General features: G+C 57.1%; 14 protein-coding genes and 2 tRNA genes. All 16 read right to left on the bottom strand.

From position 1 onward, the window contains the following. Positions 1 to 3 precede the first annotated feature (3 nt). Positions 4 to 2,046, bottom strand: coding sequence for an elongation factor G (locus J3R75_RS04470; RefSeq protein ID WP_307260155.1), 2,043 nt, complete (start codon positions 2,044 to 2,046; stop codon positions 4 to 6). A 44-nt stretch (positions 2,047 to 2,090) separates the two neighbouring features. After that, complete coding sequence (gene rpsG / locus J3R75_RS04475) at positions 2,091 to 2,561, bottom strand: 30S ribosomal protein S7 (protein WP_307260156.1); 471 nt, start codon at positions 2,559 to 2,561, stop codon at positions 2,091 to 2,093. Between the two features lie 39 nt (positions 2,562 to 2,600). After that, positions 2,601 to 3,005: a 30S ribosomal protein S12 gene (gene rpsL, locus J3R75_RS04480; RefSeq protein ID WP_307260158.1), complete on the bottom strand. Its 405-nt coding sequence runs from the start codon at positions 3,003 to 3,005 to the stop codon at positions 2,601 to 2,603. 150 nt (positions 3,006 to 3,155) lie between these two features. Further along, positions 3,156 to 7,313: a DNA-directed RNA polymerase subunit beta' gene (rpoC, locus tag J3R75_RS04485; protein ID WP_370882387.1), complete on the bottom strand. Its 4,158-nt coding sequence runs from the start codon at positions 7,311 to 7,313 to the stop codon at positions 3,156 to 3,158. A gap of 144 nt (positions 7,314 to 7,457) precedes the next feature. Next, positions 7,458 to 11,348 carry a DNA-directed RNA polymerase subunit beta gene (rpoB, locus tag J3R75_RS04490; protein WP_307260161.1) on the bottom strand — a complete coding sequence of 1,297 codons (3,891 nt, stop codon included), beginning with the start codon at positions 11,346 to 11,348 and terminating at the stop codon, positions 7,458 to 7,460. Between the two features lie 458 nt (positions 11,349 to 11,806). Next, a complete protein-coding gene (gene rplL, locus J3R75_RS04495) occupies positions 11,807 to 12,211 on the bottom strand; it encodes a 50S ribosomal protein L7/L12 (RefSeq protein WP_370882362.1) in 405 nt (134 codons plus the stop codon). A gap of 18 nt (positions 12,212 to 12,229) precedes the next feature. Then, complete coding sequence (rplJ, locus tag J3R75_RS04500) at positions 12,230 to 12,751, bottom strand: 50S ribosomal protein L10 (protein WP_307260162.1); 522 nt, start codon at positions 12,749 to 12,751, stop codon at positions 12,230 to 12,232. A gap of 4 nt (positions 12,752 to 12,755) precedes the next feature. Continuing rightward, positions 12,756 to 13,451, bottom strand: coding sequence for a 50S ribosomal protein L1 (gene rplA, locus J3R75_RS04505; protein WP_307260163.1), 696 nt, complete (start codon positions 13,449 to 13,451; stop codon positions 12,756 to 12,758). Beyond that, positions 13,438 to 13,872, bottom strand: a complete 435-nt coding sequence (gene rplK, locus J3R75_RS04510; RefSeq protein WP_307260164.1) for a 50S ribosomal protein L11 — start codon at positions 13,870 to 13,872, stop codon at positions 13,438 to 13,440. The genes rplA and rplK overlap by 14 nt, the downstream gene beginning before the upstream one ends. Before the next feature lie 177 nt (positions 13,873 to 14,049). Beyond that, on the bottom strand, positions 14,050 to 14,634 hold the full coding sequence (gene nusG, locus J3R75_RS04515; RefSeq protein WP_307260165.1) for a transcription termination/antitermination protein NusG: 585 nt from the start codon (positions 14,632 to 14,634) through the stop codon (positions 14,050 to 14,052). Between the two features lie 66 nt (positions 14,635 to 14,700). After that, on the bottom strand, positions 14,701 to 14,901 hold the full coding sequence (gene secE / locus J3R75_RS04520) for a preprotein translocase subunit SecE (protein ID WP_307260166.1): 201 nt from the start codon (positions 14,899 to 14,901) through the stop codon (positions 14,701 to 14,703). Positions 14,902 to 15,042: 141 nt separating this feature from the next. Then, a tRNA-Trp gene (locus J3R75_RS04525) sits at positions 15,043 to 15,118 on the bottom strand. A gap of 59 nt (positions 15,119 to 15,177) precedes the next feature. Then, positions 15,178 to 15,330 carry a 50S ribosomal protein L33 gene (gene rpmG / locus J3R75_RS04530; RefSeq protein WP_307260167.1) on the bottom strand — a complete coding sequence of 51 codons (153 nt, stop codon included), beginning with the start codon at positions 15,328 to 15,330 and terminating at the stop codon, positions 15,178 to 15,180. A 74-nt stretch (positions 15,331 to 15,404) separates the two neighbouring features. After that, on the bottom strand, positions 15,405 to 16,610 hold the full coding sequence (gene tuf, locus J3R75_RS04535) for an elongation factor Tu (protein ID WP_307260168.1): 1,206 nt from the start codon (positions 16,608 to 16,610) through the stop codon (positions 15,405 to 15,407). Positions 16,611 to 16,783: 173 nt separating this feature from the next. Further along, positions 16,784 to 16,859, bottom strand: a tRNA-Thr gene (locus J3R75_RS04540). Positions 16,860 to 17,079: 220 nt separating this feature from the next. After that, on the bottom strand, positions 17,080 to 18,861 hold the full coding sequence (rpsA, locus tag J3R75_RS04545; protein WP_307265492.1) for a 30S ribosomal protein S1: 1,782 nt from the start codon (positions 18,859 to 18,861) through the stop codon (positions 17,080 to 17,082). Positions 18,862 to 19,311: the final 450 nt, after the last annotated feature.

The following is a 19,311-nucleotide window of genomic DNA, read 5'->3' on the forward strand; positions in this document are numbered from 1 at the left end:
CAATCACTTATGCTTCCGTAGACAGAGCGCATACTGCGACGGCTCGGCCACCACATCGCCACGGCCCCCGCTCAGCGAGCGCAGAGACGACGCGTAACCAAACAACTCCGCTAACGGAACCAACGCGACAATTCGAGCCACCCCAAGTGCCAACGAGTCAACTTCAGTGACGCGACCCCGCCGAGCCGTCAGATCGGCAATCACGACACCTAGATGATCCTGAGGCGTACTCACCTCCAACAACATGACCGGTTCCATTTCGACCCGACCAGCCTCGCCTATTGCATCTGACAAGGCCAACCGGGCAACATTGAGAAACGCCAGCTCAGACAGGTCGCTTGCATCGTACGACAAGTCCTCGACTCGGACATGCATATCTGTCAGCGGATGCCCTTCACAGACATCCGCAGCCAAAACATCACGCAGCCCCTGAAGGAGTGCTTCGCGGCAGGCCCCCGGCAACGCCGCCGCGGCATCGCCCAGCTCCAACCGTACGCCACTGCCTCGCGGCAAGGCGGCCACACTCACTTTCACTGCTGCCCACAGGACCCGGCCATCGCCCAAACGCTTTTCAAAACGTCTTTCGACGCAAGCTTCACCGGCAATGGTGTCCCGGTATTCAACGCGGGGATTCCCGGCTTTCGCCGCTATCCCGTATTCTGAACGGAGCCGATCCAGAAAGACATCCAGGTGAAGTTCGCCCATCCCGGATATTGTCCACTGGCCCGGTCCCGGGCCTTCTTTTCGTCGTATCGTCGGGTCTTCCAGGCACATCTGCTGTAAGGCAGCCGCCAGGCCCTGTCTATCGCTTACGCTGCTGCCTTCCAGCGCCATGCTCACCACGGGTTCGGGAAAGCATATACGCCGCAATTCCACTGCGGCTGCCGGACTGCACAGCGTATCGCCGGTGACGACGTCGTCACCCATTCCTCGCAAAGCCACAATGTCTCCAGCCACTGCCTCGGCGATGCTCTCACAAAGATCAGCGCGGACGCGGAAGACCTCTTCAGCTACCGCTTCCTTGCCGCTGCGGACATTGCGTAAAACCAACCCGGGACTGACTTGCCCGGAATATACCCGGACGTAGCTCAGCCGGCCCAGGCCATAGCTGTCATTGACGACCTTGAAGACCATCAGACTTGTCGCCGAGCCCGACACAGCCTCGCTCAACAACTCGGGCGCCGGTCGCTCTGCCGGTGAGGGCAGATAATCGCAGATCGCATCCAAGAGACACGTCACCCCGATATTCCGCAGGGAACTCCCACAGAACACCGGCATGATGCTGCAGGCCAGCACGGCCCGCCGCAAGGCGGCTTTCAAGCTCTCTTCGTCCGGCACTTGATCCGCGAGATAATCGCGGAGAATGCCGTCGTCAACTTCAGCCAGACATTCTATCAAATAGCTGCGGGCGGCGCGGACTTCCTCGTCGCCCGAAAAATCATTCAACTCGGCCAGCGCTTCGTTGCCCGGCCCCAAGGCGCGACCACTGATGACATCGACCACACCGCGAAAAGCATCTTCAGCCCCTAGCGGCACTTGCACCGGCAGCGCCGTAATGCGAAAGCGCTCACTTATCTGCCGCACGACGCCCCGGTAATCGGCCCCGATACGGTCCATTTTGTTCACAAAGGCTATTCCCGGCACCCCGTTCTTGCGTGCACAGCGCCAGACTGTTTCCGACTGGGCCTGCACACCGCGAACCGCGCAGAAAACGGCAACGGCACCATCGAGCACCCGCAGGGTCCGTTCGACCTCTGCCGTAAAATCAATGTGGCCGGGAGTGTCGATCACATTCAACTGGCACTCCCGCCACTGACAACTTACCGCCGCACTAATGATGCTGATGCCACGCTCGCGTTCCTGACTAAGCCAGTCCGTCACGGTCGTGCCGTCCTGGACATCGCCCATGTAGCGCAAGGCGCCGCAATCAAACAAAATCCGCTCGGTCAAAGTGGTCTTGCCGGCGTCAATGTGGGCAATGACGCCGACATTGCGTATCCTTGAGGCGGAAGTATCCGCGGGTCCTGCAGCTGCGGGCTCGCTCATAACCTGCGCCTCCAAAAATCAAAAAAACAGTCGCAGGCAATCACTTACCAGCGGTAATGCGCAAAAGCCTTGTTGGCGTTGGCCATCTTGTGCGTGTCATCACGCTTCTTGACGGCGTTGCCGGTGTTGTCAAAAGCGTCAAGCAACTCGCCGGCGAGGGCCCTGGCCATGGGCATGCCCTTGCGAGCACGAGCATAGCCGACAATCCAACGCAAGGCGACTGCGGTCTGACGCTCCGTCGGCACTTCCAGCGGAACCTGGTAGGTCGCACCGCCAACACGGCGGCTCTTCACTTCCAAACGCGGCTTGACATTTTCAAGAGCCTGCTGCATCACTTCCAGCGGATCAGTGTCTTTTTTGCGCTCTTTGATCGTTATCATCGCGTCGTAGACAATGCCCTGGGCGACGGACTTCTTGCCGCGCTCCATAACGGCATTGATCAGCCGGGCGACGAGCTCGCTGTTGTAACAAATATCCGGGGTTACCGGACGCTTCTCTGCTTTACGTCTTCTCATGCTTGCTTATCCTGCCTCTGTGAACTACCCGTGCACCGATTATTTCTTGCCTTTGGCCGTTGCGGGAGCACCGGCTTTCGGACGCTTCGTGCCGTACTTCGAACGACCCTGACGGCGTTTCTCAATGCCCAGGGTGTCCAGCGAACCACGGACCACGTGGTAACGCACACCAGGAAGGTCGCGAACACGACCACCACGCACTAGAACCACGCTGTGTTCCTGAAGATTGTGACCCTCGCCACCAATGTAGGCCGTGACTTCCTGACCGTTGGTCAGGCGCACACGGGCAATCTTACGCAAAGCCGAGTTCGGCTTCTTGGGCGTCCGGGTAGTCACTTGCAGGCAGACGCCACGGCGCTGGGGGCACTGAGCTAAGGCCCTGACACTGCTCTTCCGGGGCTTCACACTACGGCCATTTCTAACCAATTGATTAATCGTCGGCATCAGTTCTTTCCTAGAAAGTTTGTACCATGAAAAAAAACGAACAACTAATGTACTACCAACCAAGACATTGTCAAACCACCGCCGGGCTTTTGGCCCGTCGGCGGCACTAGCCGAAACCGGCTGCGCTGGCGGCCGGCTCCGACAATCGGCTTAGAGGTCCAGAAAGCCACGGAGACCGGCGAGATTTTCCTTTGCCTTGGCTTCCTTCTCGCTGGCTTCGGAGATCACGCCCTCCTCGTCCTCGTCCTCAGGCACGTTGAAGCTCAGCTTGACATTCTGAACGGTGTGATAGCCCGTGCCAGCGGGGATGAGATGGCCCATGATGACGTTTTCCTTGAAACCACGCAGGTGATCCACCCGGCCCAGAGTGGCCGCCTCGGTAAGCACACGCGTGGTATCCTGGAAGGACGCCGCCGAGATAAAGCTCTCGGTTGCCAGCGACGCCTTGGTGATGCCCAGCAGCATCTGCTGCGCCTCAGCCTGGATGCCGCCTTCTTCGAGCACGCGGCGGTTCTCCTCCTGGAACTCGCGCTTGTCCACGGACTCGCCGAAGAGAAAACGCGTCTGGCCAGGATCGGTAATACGCACCTTGCGCATCATCTGGCGCACGATGATCTCAATGTGCTTGTCATTGATCTCAACGCCCTGCAGACGGTAGACCTGCTGGACCTCGTTCACCAGGTACTCCTGCAGTTCCTGCGGACCGCAGATGTCAAGCATTTCATGCAAGACCACAGTGCCGTCCGTAAGGGGCGAGCCCTTGCGCACGAAGTCGCCGTTGAAGACGATAATCCGCTTGCCAGGGGGAATGAGGTGGTCCTGGCTGCTGCCACTTTCCAGATCGCGAATGCGAATGTTGCGGCGCCCTTTCACCGGCTTGTCCAACTCCACCGTGCCGTCAATCTTGGCGATTTCAGCGGCTTCCTTGGGCCGACGGGCTTCAAAGAGCTCGGCAACACGGGGCAGACCACCAGTGATATCTTTGGTACGCATGCTTTGCCGCGGCGTCTTGGCGAGCACTTCACCAGCGTCGACCCGGGCTTTCTCGGCCACCATAATATGCGCGCCGGCCGGCAGACTGTAGGAGTCGATCACGGCCGATTCATCGCCGCTCTTGGCGCCTTCACCGACGATCACCAGGGTCGGGTGCACGTCATCGCTGTGCTCCATGACGATGGTTTCTTCCTTGCCGCTGGTGCCGCTGATCTCGCGACGCATCGTAATACCCTCAGTCAAGTCGCGGTATTCGATGCGGCCGCCGATCTTGGTGATGATGGGCACGTTGTAGGGATCCCATTCCACAAAGCGTTCGCCGATTTCGACGCTGTCGCCGTCGTTCTTGCGCAGCGTCGCGCCGGGAACCAGCTCGTAGCTTTCCTGCTCAATGCCGTCCTTGTTCTCAATGATGATACGGCCATTTTTGTTCAGGACGATGTAGTTGCCATCCTTGGTCTGCACCGGGTGGGCTTCCTGGAAACGCAGGATACCGCTGTGCTGGGCCTCGTAGAAGAACTGGTTGAAGGACGCCGATGCCGTACCGCCGTAGTGGAAGGTACGCATGGTCAGCTGGGTACCAGGCTCGCCGATGGACTGCGCGGCGATGATGCCCAGGGGGTCGCCCATGTTCGGCAGATCGCCTGTGGCCAGATTCCGGCCGTAGCACTTGCAACAGACGCCGCGATCGCTCTCACAGGTCAGCACCGAGCGGATATGCACCTTCTCAATGCCCATCTGGACAATCCGCTTGGCGATGCTCGCCGTGATCTCCTCACCGGCGCCAACCAGCACGGTGCGGCTGACCGGGTCCTTGATTTCATCGACACTGAAACGACCGATGATGCGATCTTCCAACGGCACGCGGTCCTCATTACCCTCGCGGATAGGCCGGGCCCAGATGCCGTTCACCGTGCCGCAGTCGTGCTCGACGCAAATCACGTCGTGAGCAACGTCCACCAGCCGGCGAGTCATATAACCAGAGTCGGCCGTTTTCAACGCCGTGTCCGCCAAACCTTTGCGCGCACCGTGCGAGCTAATGAAGTACTCCAACACTGGCAGCCCTTCACGGAAGTTGGCCTGAATCGGCCGCTCAATGATCTCGCCCGAAGGCTTGGCCATCAAACCGCGCATGCCGGCCAGCTGACGAACCTGGTCTTTACTACCACGAGCACCGGAATCAAGCATGGCAAACACCGGATTGATTTCCTCACTGCCATTGTTTTCTTCCAGGACCTTGAAGAGACGGGCGGCCAACTCGTTGTTGGCCTGCGTCCACACGTCGATGCTCTTGTTGTAACGCTCTAGCTCGGTGATGGCGCCGATGCGGCGCTGCTCGCGAATCTTGTCAATTTCGCCCTGCGCTTTGCCAATGATCTCCGGCTTTTCCTTCGGCACGATCATGTCCTGAATGCCGATTGAGAAACCAGACCAGGTCGCATACTCGTAGCCGAGGTCCTTGAGCCGATCCAGAACCGTGATCAGGCCCTTGCGCCCCACCGTCTCGTAGCAATCCTTGATCATCCGGCCGAGTTCCTTCTTGCCAACCGGGCCATTAAAGAAGCCCATGACCTCCGGCCAGATCTCATTGAAGATACAGCGGCCGACGGTGGTGACGATGAAGCGCTCGTTCTTGACCGCCGCGCCCCAGGTGGTGTCTTTGCCATAGAAGGGATTGCGCATATTGATATGGTCGTGAATACCTAGCGCCTTCGCGTCGTAGGCACGGAGCAACTCGTGGTAGTCATTGAACCAGCGTTGTTCCTTGGCGGGAGTCTTCAGGAAAGCCTCTTTGTCACGCTTGTTTTCATAGCACAGATAATACACCCCGAGGGTGATATCCTGGCTGGGAGTGGTGATCGGCTTGCCGCTGGCCGGCGAGAAGATGTTGTTCGGAGCCAGCATGATCAACTTGGCTTCCAGCTGCGCCTCGTTCGACAGCGGAACGTGCACGGCCATCTGGTCGCCGTCAAAGTCCGCGTTGAACGCCGTACAGACCAACGGATGCAGACGAATGGCCTGGCCCTCAATCAAGATCGGGTCAAAAGCCTGAATACTCAGACGGTGCAACGTCGGGGCGCGGTTCAACAGAATGGGATGGCCCTTGATCACTTCATCCAGGATGTCCCACACTTCTTTCCGCCGCTGCTCAATCCACTTCTTGGCGTTGCGGACGGTATGCACATGGCCACGCTCTTTCAGGCGCCGCATGATGAATGGCTCGAAAAGCACCAGCGCCATCTCCTTGGGCAGACCGCACTGATTGATCCGCAGCTCGGGACCCACAACGATCACCGAACGCCCCGAGTAGTCCACGCGCTTGCCCAGAAGATTCTGGCGGAAACGACCCTGCTTACCTTTGAGCATGCCAGTGAGCGACTTCAGCGGACGGTTGCCCGTGCCCGTCACTGCCCGGCCGTGACGGCCGTTGTCCAGCAACGCGTCAACGGCTTCCTGCAACATGCGTTTCTCATTGCGAATGATCACTTCAGGCGTCTTCAGCTGCAACAAATTACGCAAACGGTTGTTACGGTTGATCACCCGGCGGTAGAGATCATTCAGATCCGAAGTGGCAAAACGACCGCCTTCCAACGGCACCAACGGCCGCAACTCCGGAGGAATGACCGGCAGCACATGCAGGACCATCCAGCAGGGATTCATCTTGTTGTCGATAAAACCCTCGACCAGGCGCACCCGCTTGGCAATCTTTTTCCGTACGGCTTTGCTCTTGGTGGTTACCAGCTCTTCAGACAATTCCACGCGGATCGCTTCGAGATCAAGCTTCGCCAGCAGTTCTTCAATGGCCTCGGCGCCCATCCCGGCCTTGAAGGAATCCCCATAGGCCTCGCGGCTCTCGCGATATTCTTCCTCGCTGAGCAGCATCTGGTCCTCAAGGGGCGTATTGCCCTTGTCGGTGACGATCCATGATTCGTAGTACAGGACTTTTTCCAGCGCCCGCGGCGTCATGTCGAGCATCAGGCCAAGCCGGCTCGGCATGCATTTGTAGAACCACACGTGAGAAACCGGCACGGCCAGTTCGAGGTGCCCCATGCGCTCGCGACGAACGCGGGACAGGGTCACTTCCACGCCGCAGCGATCACAAACCACGCCCTTGTGTTTCACGCGTTTGTACTTGCCGCAATTGCATTCCCAGTCATGCGTCGGCCCGAAAATCCGTTCACAAAACAAACCGCCTTTTTCAGGCTTGAAGGAACGGTAATTGATGGTCTCAGGATTTTTGACCTCGCCGTGGCTCCAAGAGCGGATCGTCTCGGGTGAGGCGACGCCGATGGTCACGCAGCTGGTCTCGTCCATTGCTTCAATACCAGTCAGTTGTTTCAGTGTGCTGTCCAAGTAAACAGCCCTCCATAGGTTGAGAATCTGGTTCCAGTTACTTTTGCGCAAAAAGGATCATGACCGCAGCGCCGCCGGCTGGCAGCGCCGCTTCACACGCTTCGTTTAGGCCATAACCCCTTTATTGCGGCGGACACGCACGTCCAGACACAAACTCATCATTTCTTTCATCAGGACGTTGAAGGACTCCGGCGTGCCCGCAACCAGCGAGTTGTCACCACGCATGATCGATTCGTAGATCTTTGTCCGGCCAGTCACATCGTCGCTCTTGACGGTCAGCATTTCCTGCAGGGTATGCGCCGCGCCATAGGCCTCCAGCGCCCACACTTCCATTTCACCGAAACGCTGTCCACCATGCTGAGCCTTGCCGCCCAGCGGCTGTTGGGTCACCAGCGAGTAAGGGCCAACCGCGCGAGCGTGAATCTTGTTCGCTACCAAGTGGTCCAGTTTCAACATGTAAATCTGACCAACCATGATGCGCTGCCCAAAGGGCTCGCCACTGCGACCGTCGAAAAGACGCGTCTTGCCATCAAGGCCGATAAAGCAATCGCTGCGGTCACGGCCCGCTTCGTCAACCACGCGGCCGTCTTTGGCGATTTTCCAGCCCTGCTGATCAACTTTCGCCTTGCGGGCCTCGGCCAGCAACTCGTTGATCTTGCTCTCATGGATGCCGTCGAACACCGGCGTGGCCGCCGTGATGCCAAGCACTTTAGCCGCCCAGCCAACGTGCGTCTCGAAAACCTGCCCGACGTTCATGCGCGAGGGCACGCCCAGCGGATTCAGGACGATGTCCACCGGAGTACCATCCGCCATGTACGGCATGTCGGCTACCGGCACAATCTTGGCGACAATACCCTTGTTACCGTGCCGACCGGCCATCTTGTCACCAATGGAGATGCGGCGCTTGCTGGCAATGTACACTTTGACCGACTTAATCTTGCCCATGTCGGCTCCGTCGCCCTTGCCCAGCAGGTCAATGGCTTCCTTGCGGCATTGCTCGTTGTCACGCAACTTCACCCGGAAGGGCTTGATAATCTCTTCAATCTTGGACTTTTCTTCGCCATCACGCATGATGTAGCTGTCGTGATAGGTGGCCAAACGAGTCAGCATCACTCTGGTGATCTTGCGATCAGCCGGTATCACGTCCTCAGGCTCCTTGGCAACCAGACGCGTCACCGTGCAGCTCAGTTTCTGGCCGAGGAATTCTTCGCTCAATGCGCGGACCATGTCCTCAATTATGCCCAGCTGTTCGCCACGATATTTCGCCTCGGTGTCCTTGATCAGCGCCCGCACTTCCTGCCGCGTCTTCTTCTGTTTGCCTGGCTCTTGACGACGCTCAACGCGCACGTCCATGACGATGCCCGAACAACCGCCGGAAACCAGCAGCGAACTGTCCTTGACGTCCGCCGCCTTCTCGCCGAAGATCGCCTTCAACAGCCGCTCTTCCGGCGCCAGCTCCGTCTCGGACTTCGGCGTGATCTTGCCCACCAGGATGTCGCCAGGCTTCACTTCCGCACCAATGCGAACCACGCCCTCGGTGTCAAGATTGCGCAATGCGTCTTCCCCGACGTTCGGGATGTCCCTGGTGATCTCTTCGGCGCCCAGTTTCGTGTCCCGGGCGATGACGTCTTCCAGACTCACGTGCACGCTGGTATAGGTGTCTTGGTGCACCAGCCGCTCACTGATGATAATCGCGTCCTCGAAGTTATAGCCATGCCAAGGCATGAAAGCAACCGTCACGTTCCGTCCCAACGCGATCTCGCCCTGGTCCGTCGAGGCGCCATCAGCAATCGTCTGGCCTTTCTTGACCACGTCGCCACGACGGACGATGGGCCGCTGATTCACCAGCGTCGATGCATTCGAACGCAGAAATTTGTAGAGGGCGTAGGTCTGCACCTTGTCAGGATGCTTCGTCTCATCAGGTTCTTTGCCATCACTGGTGATCACAATACGCTCAGCGTTGGCTGATGCGACAATGCCATCCCCGCGGGCAACTACAATAGCGCGGGAATCGCGCGCCACGACGTGCTCAAGGCCAGTGCCCACCAAGGGCCGATCCGCTTGCAGCAGAGGCACCGCCTGGCGCTGCATGTTCGCGCCCATCAGCGCCCGGTTCGCGTCGTCGTGCTCAAGGAAGGGAATCAGGCCGGCAGCGGCGCTGATTAGCTGCTTGGGCGACACGTCGATATAATCAACCTTCTCACGCTCATGCTCGCCGGAATCGCCCTGCAGACGCGATAGCACATAATTGTTCACAAAGACGCCCTTGCTGTCCTGCGGCGCATTCGCCTGGGCAATCACAAAGCGTTCTTCCTCATCGGCAGTCAGATAATCGACGTCCTTGGTCACCATGGAATTCTTCACGCGGCGATACGGCGTTTCAATGAAACCAAAATCGTCAATCTTACTATACAAGGCCAGCGACGAAATGAGACCGATATTAGGACCTTCCGGCGTTTCAATCGGGCACACCCGGCCATAATGACTGGAATGGACGTCACGAACGTCAAAGCCAGCGCGATCACGGGTCAGACCGCCCGGTCCCAAGGCACTCAAACGCCGTTTGTTCGTCAGCTCGGCCAGGCAGTTCGTCTGGTCCATGAACTGACTCAACTGATTCCGCCCGAAGAAATCGCGAATGACACTGGCCAGAGCCTTGGTGTTCACCAGCTTGGTGATGCTGATGTCGTCGGCGCTATCGCTGGACGACAAACGCTCGCGAATCAGATTGGCCGTGCGCGTCAGGCCGATGCGGCACTGATTCTGCAGCAGTTCGCCAACCGTGCGCACCCGCCGACGGCCAAGATGGTCGATGTCATCAACCTGGCCGTTGGTCTTGCGCAAGCGCATCAGATGAGCCGTCGCCGCTGCCACGTCGAACTTCGTCAACACCCGCACATCAGCCGGAACATCAATGTGCAGACGCTGGTTCATCTTGAAGCGACCGACCAGACCCAGATCGTAGCGACGCGGGTCTTCAAACAAACGCCGGAAAAGCGTGCGGGCATTCGCCAAGGATGGCGGATCAGTTGGCCGCATGCGACGGTAGATCTCTTTCTGCGCCCCTTCCGTCGTCCGCAGATCGAAAGCATTGTTCTTGCTCAAATCCGCCTCTTTCTGCAGGCAGCGGATAAAGTAGTCGCCGATCTCAGCCGTGCGCACCACCGCGAGCTTCTTGATGCCATTGGCCTTCAGCGACTCGAAGATTTTCTCATTCAGGGACTCCAGTTCCGTGACCAGCGGCGTCGACGAGTCGTTCGGGTCCGCCACCGCCTCCGCGGTGTACAGCTGGGAGGGGTCCTCCTCCTTCATCAGCTTGCTGACCGTGATGTCCTCAACGCCATAGATCATGTTGAGAATCTCGCGGTAGCCATCAAAGCCAAACGCCCGCAGGAAGGTACTGATCAAAAACTTCCGGCGCCGACGCTTGCGATCCAAATAAATATAAATGAAGTCGTTGATATCAAACTGGACTTCCAACCAGGAACCATGATCAGCAATGATCTTGTAAGAAAACAGCGTCTTGTTGCTGGCATGACGCGTCGCTTCAAAGCAAACGCCCGGCGAACGATGCAACTGACTGACAATCACGCGCTCGGCACCGTTGATCACAAAAGAGCCCCGCTCAGTCATCAGCGGCAAATCGCCCAGATAAATTTTCTCTTCCTTGGTATCGCGGTTGTTCGCGCTACGCATGCGGAAAACCACGTTCAGCGCGGCCTGGTAAGTCCCGCCGTCCTTCAAACAATCCACCAGCGGCACCTTCGGCTCACCTATCTCATAGCGGACAAACTCGAGACCGCAATGCGTCTCCGTCGTGCTGTGTTCTTTCTCCGGAAAAATGTCCCGAAAAACTTCTTGCAGGCCCTGATTCTGCCGCTTGTCGGCAGGGACGTCCAGCTGCAAAAATTCCGCATAGGATTTTGTCTGGATTTCAATCAGGTCGGGAATATCAATGACGTCGTGTAAACGACCAAAATTAATGCGTTGTGACATGCTCGCCTTCCGCTTCGTTCGTTGCTGCTTCGGCGCCCCGGGCGGTAGTTCGTGCCCCGTATGCGCATTTGGGAAAAAAGTGCCGATAGCCCCTGCTTTCGGCCGCGACGGACACACGTGACGGACAGGCCCACTGCAAAATCACGGCCATGCCACTGGCGCTGCCACCACGTCTGCCAATTCCCGTAAAGACCCGGCTGTCCACCGCGCAAGCTATACTCGCGCCACTGACATGTCCCGCGTCGTCATTCTCGTCCCAGCCGTCGCTGCTGTCCACTGCGCAGCCCTGCACTCTGCGCCACTAACCCGCACCGACGTTATCCATAACTAGGCTGCAACCGGCGGCAGACCCCCTTGTCGCCAACCACAGTCTCTGAAAACCCCAAAAGACACCCGAGGCCTGGTCATGCCAGGCCCCGGCTGTCTTGTCTTGCATTCGAGCTGATGCCGAATGACGCTTATTTCACTTCGACTTTGGCGCCGGCTTCTTCCAGCTTCGCCTTGATCTGCTGAGCTTCGTCCTTGCTCACAGCAGTCTTGACGGGCTTCGGAGCCTCGGTCACCAGATCCTTCGCCTCTTTCAGGCCAAGACCCGTAATCGTGCGCACTTCTTTGATCACGTTGATCTTGTTGGCGCCAGCGTCAACAAGAATCACGTCAAACTCAGTCTTCTCTTCAACCGGGGCGGCAGCGGCAGCAGCGGGGCCGGCAGCAGCAACCGCGACCGGAGCCGCAGCACTCACGCCAAGACGCTCTTCCAAAGCCTTCACCAGCTTGGACACTTCCAAAACCGTGAGACCCTCGATGTAAGAGATGAACTGTTCCATCTTCTCATCAACAACAACTTTGCTCTCGTCGGACATGGCAATAACCTCCGTTTATTAAGCTACCTGCTCGTTCTTCTTGCAGAAAGCATCCAACACATACACAACACTCGCCACCTTGGCATTGAGCACCCGAACCAGCTGGCTGCCAGGAGCCTGGAGCAAACCAAGCAATTGCGCCAGCAATACCTCGCGAGGAGGCAAATCAGCAAGGGCCTGAGTGTCTTTCTCATTCAGTAGAGCGTTCTCGATGTACGAAAACTTCACTGACACCTGGTCTTTGCCCTTGGCGAACTCCAGCACCATCTTGACCATGGCCACTGGATCACAGGCACCACTCACCAACGCCGTGTCACCAGACACGTCTGCCGCAGCCAGGCCATCCATCCCAAGCTCCTGCGACGCAATGCGCAACAGCGTGTTCGGAATGACGTGGCACTCGGCATTGAGGGTGGCAAGTTTGCCACGGAACTCATTGAAGACATTGGCCTTAAGGCCTTTGTAACTGATCAGAACCACCGGCCGCTCGGAAAGCAGCTTCTTCAGGTTCTGCACCATTTGCGTTTTTTCGGCTCTCATGGTCTTATGCCTTTGCAGCAGCTTTGACGTCAAGACGGATTCCAGGGCTCATCGTTGCGCTCAAGGTGCATGACTGCATGTAAATACCCTTGGCCGCCGATGGCTTTGCACGGAGGATGGTGGAGAGAACTGCGTTGGCATTTTCGGCCAGCGCTTCCGCGCTGAACGACAACTTGCCAATCGGCATCATCACGCAACCGGCACGGTCGCAGCGATATTCAATCCGGCCCGCTTTCGCATCCTTCACTGCACTGGCAGTATCTTCGGTCACCGTACCGGTCTTGGGGTTCGGCATCAAGCCGCGCGGACCCAATACCCGACCAAGTGTCCGAACCTCTTTCATTGCCGATGGCGTGGCAATCAAAACGTCAAAATCCAGCCATCCGCCTTTGATCCGCTGAAGCAGGTCCTCATAACCAACTTCGTCTGCGCCGGCGTCTTTCGCCTTCTGCGCGAACTCACCCTCGGCAATCACTACCACGCGCTGTTTTTTGCCGGTGCCTTGAGGAAGCACCATCGCACCGCGCACGATCTGGTCTGACTGACGGGGGTCGATGCCAAGACGGAAAGCAAGCTCAACCGTCTCGTCAAATTTGGTGGTTGGCATGCTCTTCAACAGCCGGATACCCTCTTCCAGAGGGTAAAAATCCTGCCGCTTGAATGCCTGCAGCCGGGCACGATAAAGTTTACTTCTCTTCATCGACCACCTCGATTCCCATGCTACGCGCCGTCCCAGCTATAATCTTCACTGCGGCATCCACGCTCCTCGCGTTCAAATCAGCCTTTTTTGTCTCCGCGATCTGCACAAGGTCCTTGCGGGTAACCTTGGCAACAACCTCGCGTCCAGCGGTTTTGGCGCCAGAGGCGATGTTGGCAGCTTTCTTCAGGAGAACAGCCGCCGGCGGTGACTTGGTGATGAACGTGAAAGAACGATCCTGATAGACCGTAATGACGACCGGGATAACTAATCCCGCCTGGGCCTGGGTCGCCGCGTTGAACTGCTTACAGAATTCCATGATGTTGACGCCAGCCTGACCCAGGCTCGGCCCGACGGGCGGAGCTGGATTGGCGGCACCTGCGGGAATCTGCAAGCGCACTTCACCCACGACTTTCTTTGCCATACGTCCTCTTTCACCACGATTTTGGTCAGAACTGGCAGGCACTCTCCCAAATATCGTGTCCTATAGGTTCCATTTCCCGGCAAACACCTGGTTGTCAGATGCCCACCGACCTGCCAAAATGTCTAAGCTGGCCTGGCAGCGCCGGCAATGGCACGGCACGCAGGCAAGCGCAACTCATTATTCCTCTGGTATTTCTACCTGCCAAGACTCCACTTCAACGGGAGTCGAACGGCCAAAGATGCTGACAGAAACGGTCAAGCGCAAACGAACCTCGTCAGCGTTTTCAACGAGACCTTCAAAGCCCTCAAATGGCCCGCTGGTGACCTTGACCCGCGATCCGACCGGCGGCAGAGTGGGACGCACAGGAGCCGTCAGCTCGCTCTCCTCGCCTTCCTTCGGAATCATGTCACTGACTTCCTGTTCGGTCAGCGGCACGGGATGGTCACCGCCAATCAGACCAATGACGCCCTGTGTTTCTTTGATGAAACCCCAGGTCTCCGGCTTGAGCTGCTCATTGTCGCCGTAAATCTCGGCATGCAATAAGACATAGCCAGGAAACAGTTTGCGCTCACTGATGATCTTCTTGCCGTTGCGACGGTCTTCGACCTTCTTGATTGGAATGATCACCTCGTAGATGCCATTGTCAATACCGTTGGCCTGGTTCTGCCGACAGCGATGCTCAATGCTCTTGAGAACCCGGTTTTCCTGGCCGGACATCACCTGCATCACATACCACCGCGCTTTGCTGGGCACTTCATCCATATCCTGAATAATCCTTCGCTGATCACCGTGTTCGCTTGCGAGTATTCGCGCCGCCATGTCGTCTGCTTACATACTGCCGGTGATGTAGCGCACTGCGCCCTCAAACAGCCAATCCGCTATGGATACAAACAGACTCAGAATAATCAGTGATGAAACCACTACCACCGTTGATTCGTAAAGTTCCTGCCGGGTTGGCCAAGAGCATTTCTTCAACTCACTCGTCGTCTCATTGTAGAGGTTCTGAATGGCGACAATAGGGTTTTTCATCTGTAGGTGACTTTCCAAAAGAATGTACAGCGGTATTGCCTGGCTGGCAGCCTTGCGGGCGATCGCGGTTCTATCATTGGCCCGATATATAAGCTGCACTCTTGGCAACGCGCCATGTCAGACTGTTGCCTGCATAAAAATTGGCAGGTGAGACAGGGATCGAACCTGCGACCTGCGGTTTTGGAGACCGCTGCTCTACCAATTGAGCTACTCACCTGCTAGAAAACGGGTAACTGTCAACTGCCTCAGGCAGCTTCTGCAAGGCGCCAGACGCACTTAGCGCGTTTCGCGATGCAGGGTGTGCTTCTTCTCGAAGGGGCAGTACTTGTTCTTTTCCAGACGGCCAGGCGTATTACGCTTGTTCTTGGTCGTCGAATAGTTCCGGCGCTTGCACTCAGTGCAGGCAAGGATAATGATTTCTTGTGGCATCGGGATAACCTCGGTGAAAATGGCCGGCACACACCCAGCTAAAGCTGTTTGTGTGCCAGCTCATCGTGTTCACATTACTCAATGATGTCGGAAACACGCCCGGCGCCAACAGTACGGCCGCCTTCGCGAATGGCGAAGCGCAGACCCTTCTCCATGGCGATCGGAGCAATCATGTCAACTTCCATGCTGATGTTGTCACCAGGCATGACCATCTGCACGCCTTCGGGCAGTTTGCAGACGCCAGTGACGTCGGTCGTACGGAAGTAGAACTGCGGGCGATAGCCATCCATGAATGGGGTGTGGCGGCCGCCTTCGTCTTTGCTCAGTACGTACACTTCAGCCTTGAACTTGGTATGCGGGGTGATGCTGCCGGGAATGGCCAGAACCTGACCACGCTCGACGTCTTCCTTCTTGATACCACGCAGCAGGCAACCAACGTTGTCACCAGCCTGGCCCTGGTCGAGCAGCTTGCGGAACATCTCAACGCCGGTGACCGTAGTCTTAACCGTGTCCTTCATGCCAACAATGCTGACTTCCTGGCCAACTTTGATGATACCGCGTTCAACACGACCCGTGACAACCGTACCACGGCCTTCAATCGAGAACACGTCTTCAATCGGCATCAGGAAGGGCAGGTCCAGAGGACGAACCGGGTCCGGAATGTAGCTGTCAATTGCGTCAATCAACTCGCTGATGCATTTGCAGTCAGCAGCTTCGGGATCGCCATTGGCCTGGAGGGACTCGCAGGCTTTCAGCGCGGAACCACGAATGATCGGAATGTCGTCGCCGGGGAATTCGTACTTGCTGAGAAGCTCGCGAACTTCCATCTCAACCAGTTCGAGCAGTTCTGCGTCGTCAACTTGGTCGCACTTGTTGATGAAAACAACAATGGCCGGTACGCCGACCTGACGGGCCAGCAGAATGTGCTCGCGGGTCTGGGCCATCGGGCCGTCGGTGGCGGCGATAACCAAAATTGCGCCGTCCATCTGAGCAGCACCAGTGATCATGTTCTTGATATAGTCCGCGTGGCCGGGGCAGTCGACGTGAGCATAGTGACGCTTCTTGCTCTGATACTCGACGTGGGAGGTGTTGATCGTAATACCGCGCTCGCGCTCTTCCGGGGCATTGTCAATTTCGGCATAGCTGCGAATATCGCCACCAAACTTCTTCGCCTGTACCATGGTGATGGCGGCGGTAAGGGTGGTTTTGCCGTGGTCGACGTGGCCGATGGTACCGACATTGACGTGGGGCTTATCGCGTTTAAATGTTTCTTTTGCCATTGTCCTTAATCCTTCTGCTTGGGGACTTGGGCAGTACTCTTTTCTGTAAGTACCACCACTGTTCTTCTTCTTTAGCTACCGATCAAAAAAACAAAAAAAGCAAATAACCTCAGCCCATCGCCACAACCACGTTTGTTACTGACTGTGGCCACATTCGCGGCTTGCTAGTATTCTGGAGCCCACGATCGGAGTTGAACCGATGACCTCATCCTTACCAAGGATGCGCTCTACCAACTGAGCTACGTGGGCAGACCTGAAAAACAATCCCGAACGAAAATCACACCCGGGATTTTTGCGGAGCCAATACTTTAGCTTGACCACGCAAGGCTGTCAACTGCATTTCACTCTTTTTGCTACTTTTTTGTGGATTTTTCACGCTGTTCCGCGCAGCAGGTCATGCCACCACGGCACGCCCGGGACACAGTCAACTGACCGCTGCCCCGGAGCTGCCGGAGAGTATGGCGCTGACTCAGGCCTTGTCGTCCTCGTTGGCCGGAGCCGCAGCAGTGGCCTTGTCGTCTTCATCGGCCGGGGCCTCGTCAGTAGCCTTCTCAGTCTCTTCCTGCGCCCGCTGAAATGCGTCATCCAGCATGCCGCCGAGGCCGCCCAGATCATTGCCGGTGTTGCTGTGCAACGCTGCCAGCGAGGTCGGGATCTCAGAACCCTCGGTCGCGTCTTTCATGCTCAGGCCAATGCGACGCTCGTCCGTGTTGATGTTCTTAACCCGCGCCTTGACCGTGTCGCCAACCTGCACCACGTCCTTCACACGGTTCACGCGCTCATCACTGAGCTCGGAAATGTGAATCAAACCATCAATGCCGCCTTCAAGTTCCACAAAGGCGCCAAAGGAGGCCAGTTTGGTGATCTTGCCCTCGACAACATCGCCGACCTGGTACTTGTTCTGAATCGTCTGCCACGGATCGTCCGTCAGCTTCTTCATGCTCAGGGAGATGCGCTGATGATCGGCATCGACATCCAAAATCACCGCTTCGACTTCCATGCCCTTCTGCAGCACTTCGCTCGGATGGTTGATCTTGCGGATCCAGGACATGTCGGACACATGGATCATGCCGTCGATGTCGTCCTGAATCTGCACAAAGGCGCCATAGCCGGTCATGTTCCGCACTTTGCCCTTGATACGGGTGCCCTTGGGATAACGCTCTTTGATCACTTCCCAGGGATTGGACTGGGTTTGACGCAGACCGAGAGAGATCTTGCGATCCTCTTTGTTCACGTCCAACACCACCGCCTCGACTTCATCACCTTCGTGCAGAATGTCGCTCGCGCGGTTGACCTTCTTCGTCCACGACATCTCAGACACATGAATCAGGCCCTCAATGCCCTCTTCCAGCTCCACAAAGGCGCCGTAAGGCATGACATTGACCACCCGGCCCTTGATACGGGAGTCCTTGGGATATTTGACGTCGACAGTGTCCCAGGGATTCCCCTCTTTCTGCTTGAGGCCCAAGGAAACCCGCTGACGCTCGCGGTCGACTTCCAAAATCATCACTTCGATCTCTTCACCGACTTTGACCACTTCGCTCGGATGCGAAACGCGGCCCCAGCTCATGTCAGTGATGTGCAGCAAGCCATCCATCCCGTTGAGGTCCACAAAGGCACCGAACTCGGTGATGTTCTTGACCACGCCACGACGGATCTGCTTGGGAATTAACTCGTCCATCAACTTCGTCCGCTGCTCGGCACGAGCGGCCTCAAGCAATTCGCGACGAGACAACACGATGTTGCGACGCTCGGCATTGATCTTCAAAATCTTGAAATCTTCCTGCTTGCCGACGTAATCGTCCAAATTGCGGGCAGGCCCCAGATCAACCTGCGAACCCGGCAGGAACGCCTCGACGCCAACATCAACAATCAAGCCGCCCTTGACGCGATTGCGGATCGTGCCCTTAATGAGCCCGCCTTCCTCGTAGTTGGCAACAATGCTATCCCAGGCCTTCTGCAGCTCGGCCTTATGAATGCTTACCACCGGAATGTTCTCTTCGTCTTCGATCTGCTCAAGATAGACTTCCAGCTCGTCACCAACCTGGATCGTGTCCCAGTTCTTGATCTCCTGACGGTCCACCAGCGCCTCGGCTTTGTAACCAATGTCTAACAGGACACCTTTGTCAGTCTTTTCGGCAACCCGGCCCTTGACCAGGGTGTTCTCCTGAAAATTCACGTTTGTCTGCCCGCCAAGGAGTTCTTCCATGGACGGCATGTCTTCCAGATTGATGTTGTTCTTGCTCATAATTGCTGTTGTTTGGGGGTTACTACTACGTGTTGCTACCTGCTCTCACTGAACTCGGCTGGACACAAACGGGTGCCCACCGACAGATAAAAAGCCGAACTGTAAAATATATGCAATAGACGTCACGATGCAACCCACAAGATGAAATTTTCCTACCGTGCTGGTAATCCCTCACCCATTGAGAACGAACGCCCAGACATGTCGCGACGTCAACCCCGGGTAAGTAAGTGAGTTCCATTGCCTCTTTGGCCCCAGTCAGCTGCGCCGACTGGGGCCAAAGAGGCCGAGGAATACGGACGTAGTCGCCGTTGTACCCAGGGCGGCGCGCGCTTTCAGCGCTGCTTGCCCTGGGCTGGTATGTTTCGCGCTTTCAGCGCTTCTGCCGCTTCGCGGCCAGGGAAACGGGCGCGTTTGACTCAGCCAGAAGCTCTGTGGCTTAATTCTCAATGGGTG

It is taken from the genome of Oligosphaera ethanolica, assembly GCF_030814695.1.
In the GTDB taxonomy this organism is placed as follows: domain Bacteria; phylum Verrucomicrobiota; class Lentisphaeria; order Oligosphaerales; family Oligosphaeraceae; genus Oligosphaera; species Oligosphaera ethanolica.

What these genes read in the sequence shown, in the direction of transcription:
- J3R75_RS04470 (WP_307260155.1), bottom strand. Translation starts at nt 2,046, where the DNA reads ATGAGCGAGCCCGCAGCTGCAGGACCCGCGGATACTTCCGCCTCAAGG.
- rpsG (WP_307260156.1), bottom strand. Translation starts at nt 2,561, where the DNA reads ATGAGAAGACGTAAAGCAGAGAAGCGTCCGGTAACCCCGGATATTTGT.
- rpsL (WP_307260158.1), bottom strand. Translation starts at nt 3,005, where the DNA reads ATGCCGACGATTAATCAATTGGTTAGAAATGGCCGTAGTGTGAAGCCC.
- rpoC (WP_370882387.1), bottom strand. Translation starts at nt 7,313, where the DNA reads ATGGACGAGACCAGCTGCGTGACCATCGGCGTCGCCTCACCCGAGACG.
- rpoB (WP_307260161.1), bottom strand. Translation starts at nt 11,348, where the DNA reads ATGTCACAACGCATTAATTTTGGTCGTTTACACGACGTCATTGATATT.
- rplL (WP_370882362.1), bottom strand. Translation starts at nt 12,211, where the DNA reads ATGTCCGACGAGAGCAAAGTTGTTGTTGATGAGAAGATGGAACAGTTC.
- rplJ (WP_307260162.1), bottom strand. Translation starts at nt 12,751, where the DNA reads ATGAGAGCCGAAAAAACGCAAATGGTGCAGAACCTGAAGAAGCTGCTT.
- rplA (WP_307260163.1), bottom strand. Translation starts at nt 13,451, where the DNA reads ATGAAGAGAAGTAAACTTTATCGTGCCCGGCTGCAGGCATTCAAGCGG.
- rplK (WP_307260164.1), bottom strand. Translation starts at nt 13,872, where the DNA reads ATGGCAAAGAAAGTCGTGGGTGAAGTGCGCTTGCAGATTCCCGCAGGT.
- nusG (WP_307260165.1), bottom strand. Translation starts at nt 14,634, where the DNA reads ATGGATGAAGTGCCCAGCAAAGCGCGGTGGTATGTGATGCAGGTGATG.
- secE (WP_307260166.1), bottom strand. Translation starts at nt 14,901, where the DNA reads ATGAAAAACCCTATTGTCGCCATTCAGAACCTCTACAATGAGACGACG.
- rpmG (WP_307260167.1), bottom strand. Translation starts at nt 15,330, where the DNA reads ATGCCACAAGAAATCATTATCCTTGCCTGCACTGAGTGCAAGCGCCGG.
- tuf (WP_307260168.1), bottom strand. Translation starts at nt 16,610, where the DNA reads ATGGCAAAAGAAACATTTAAACGCGATAAGCCCCACGTCAATGTCGGT.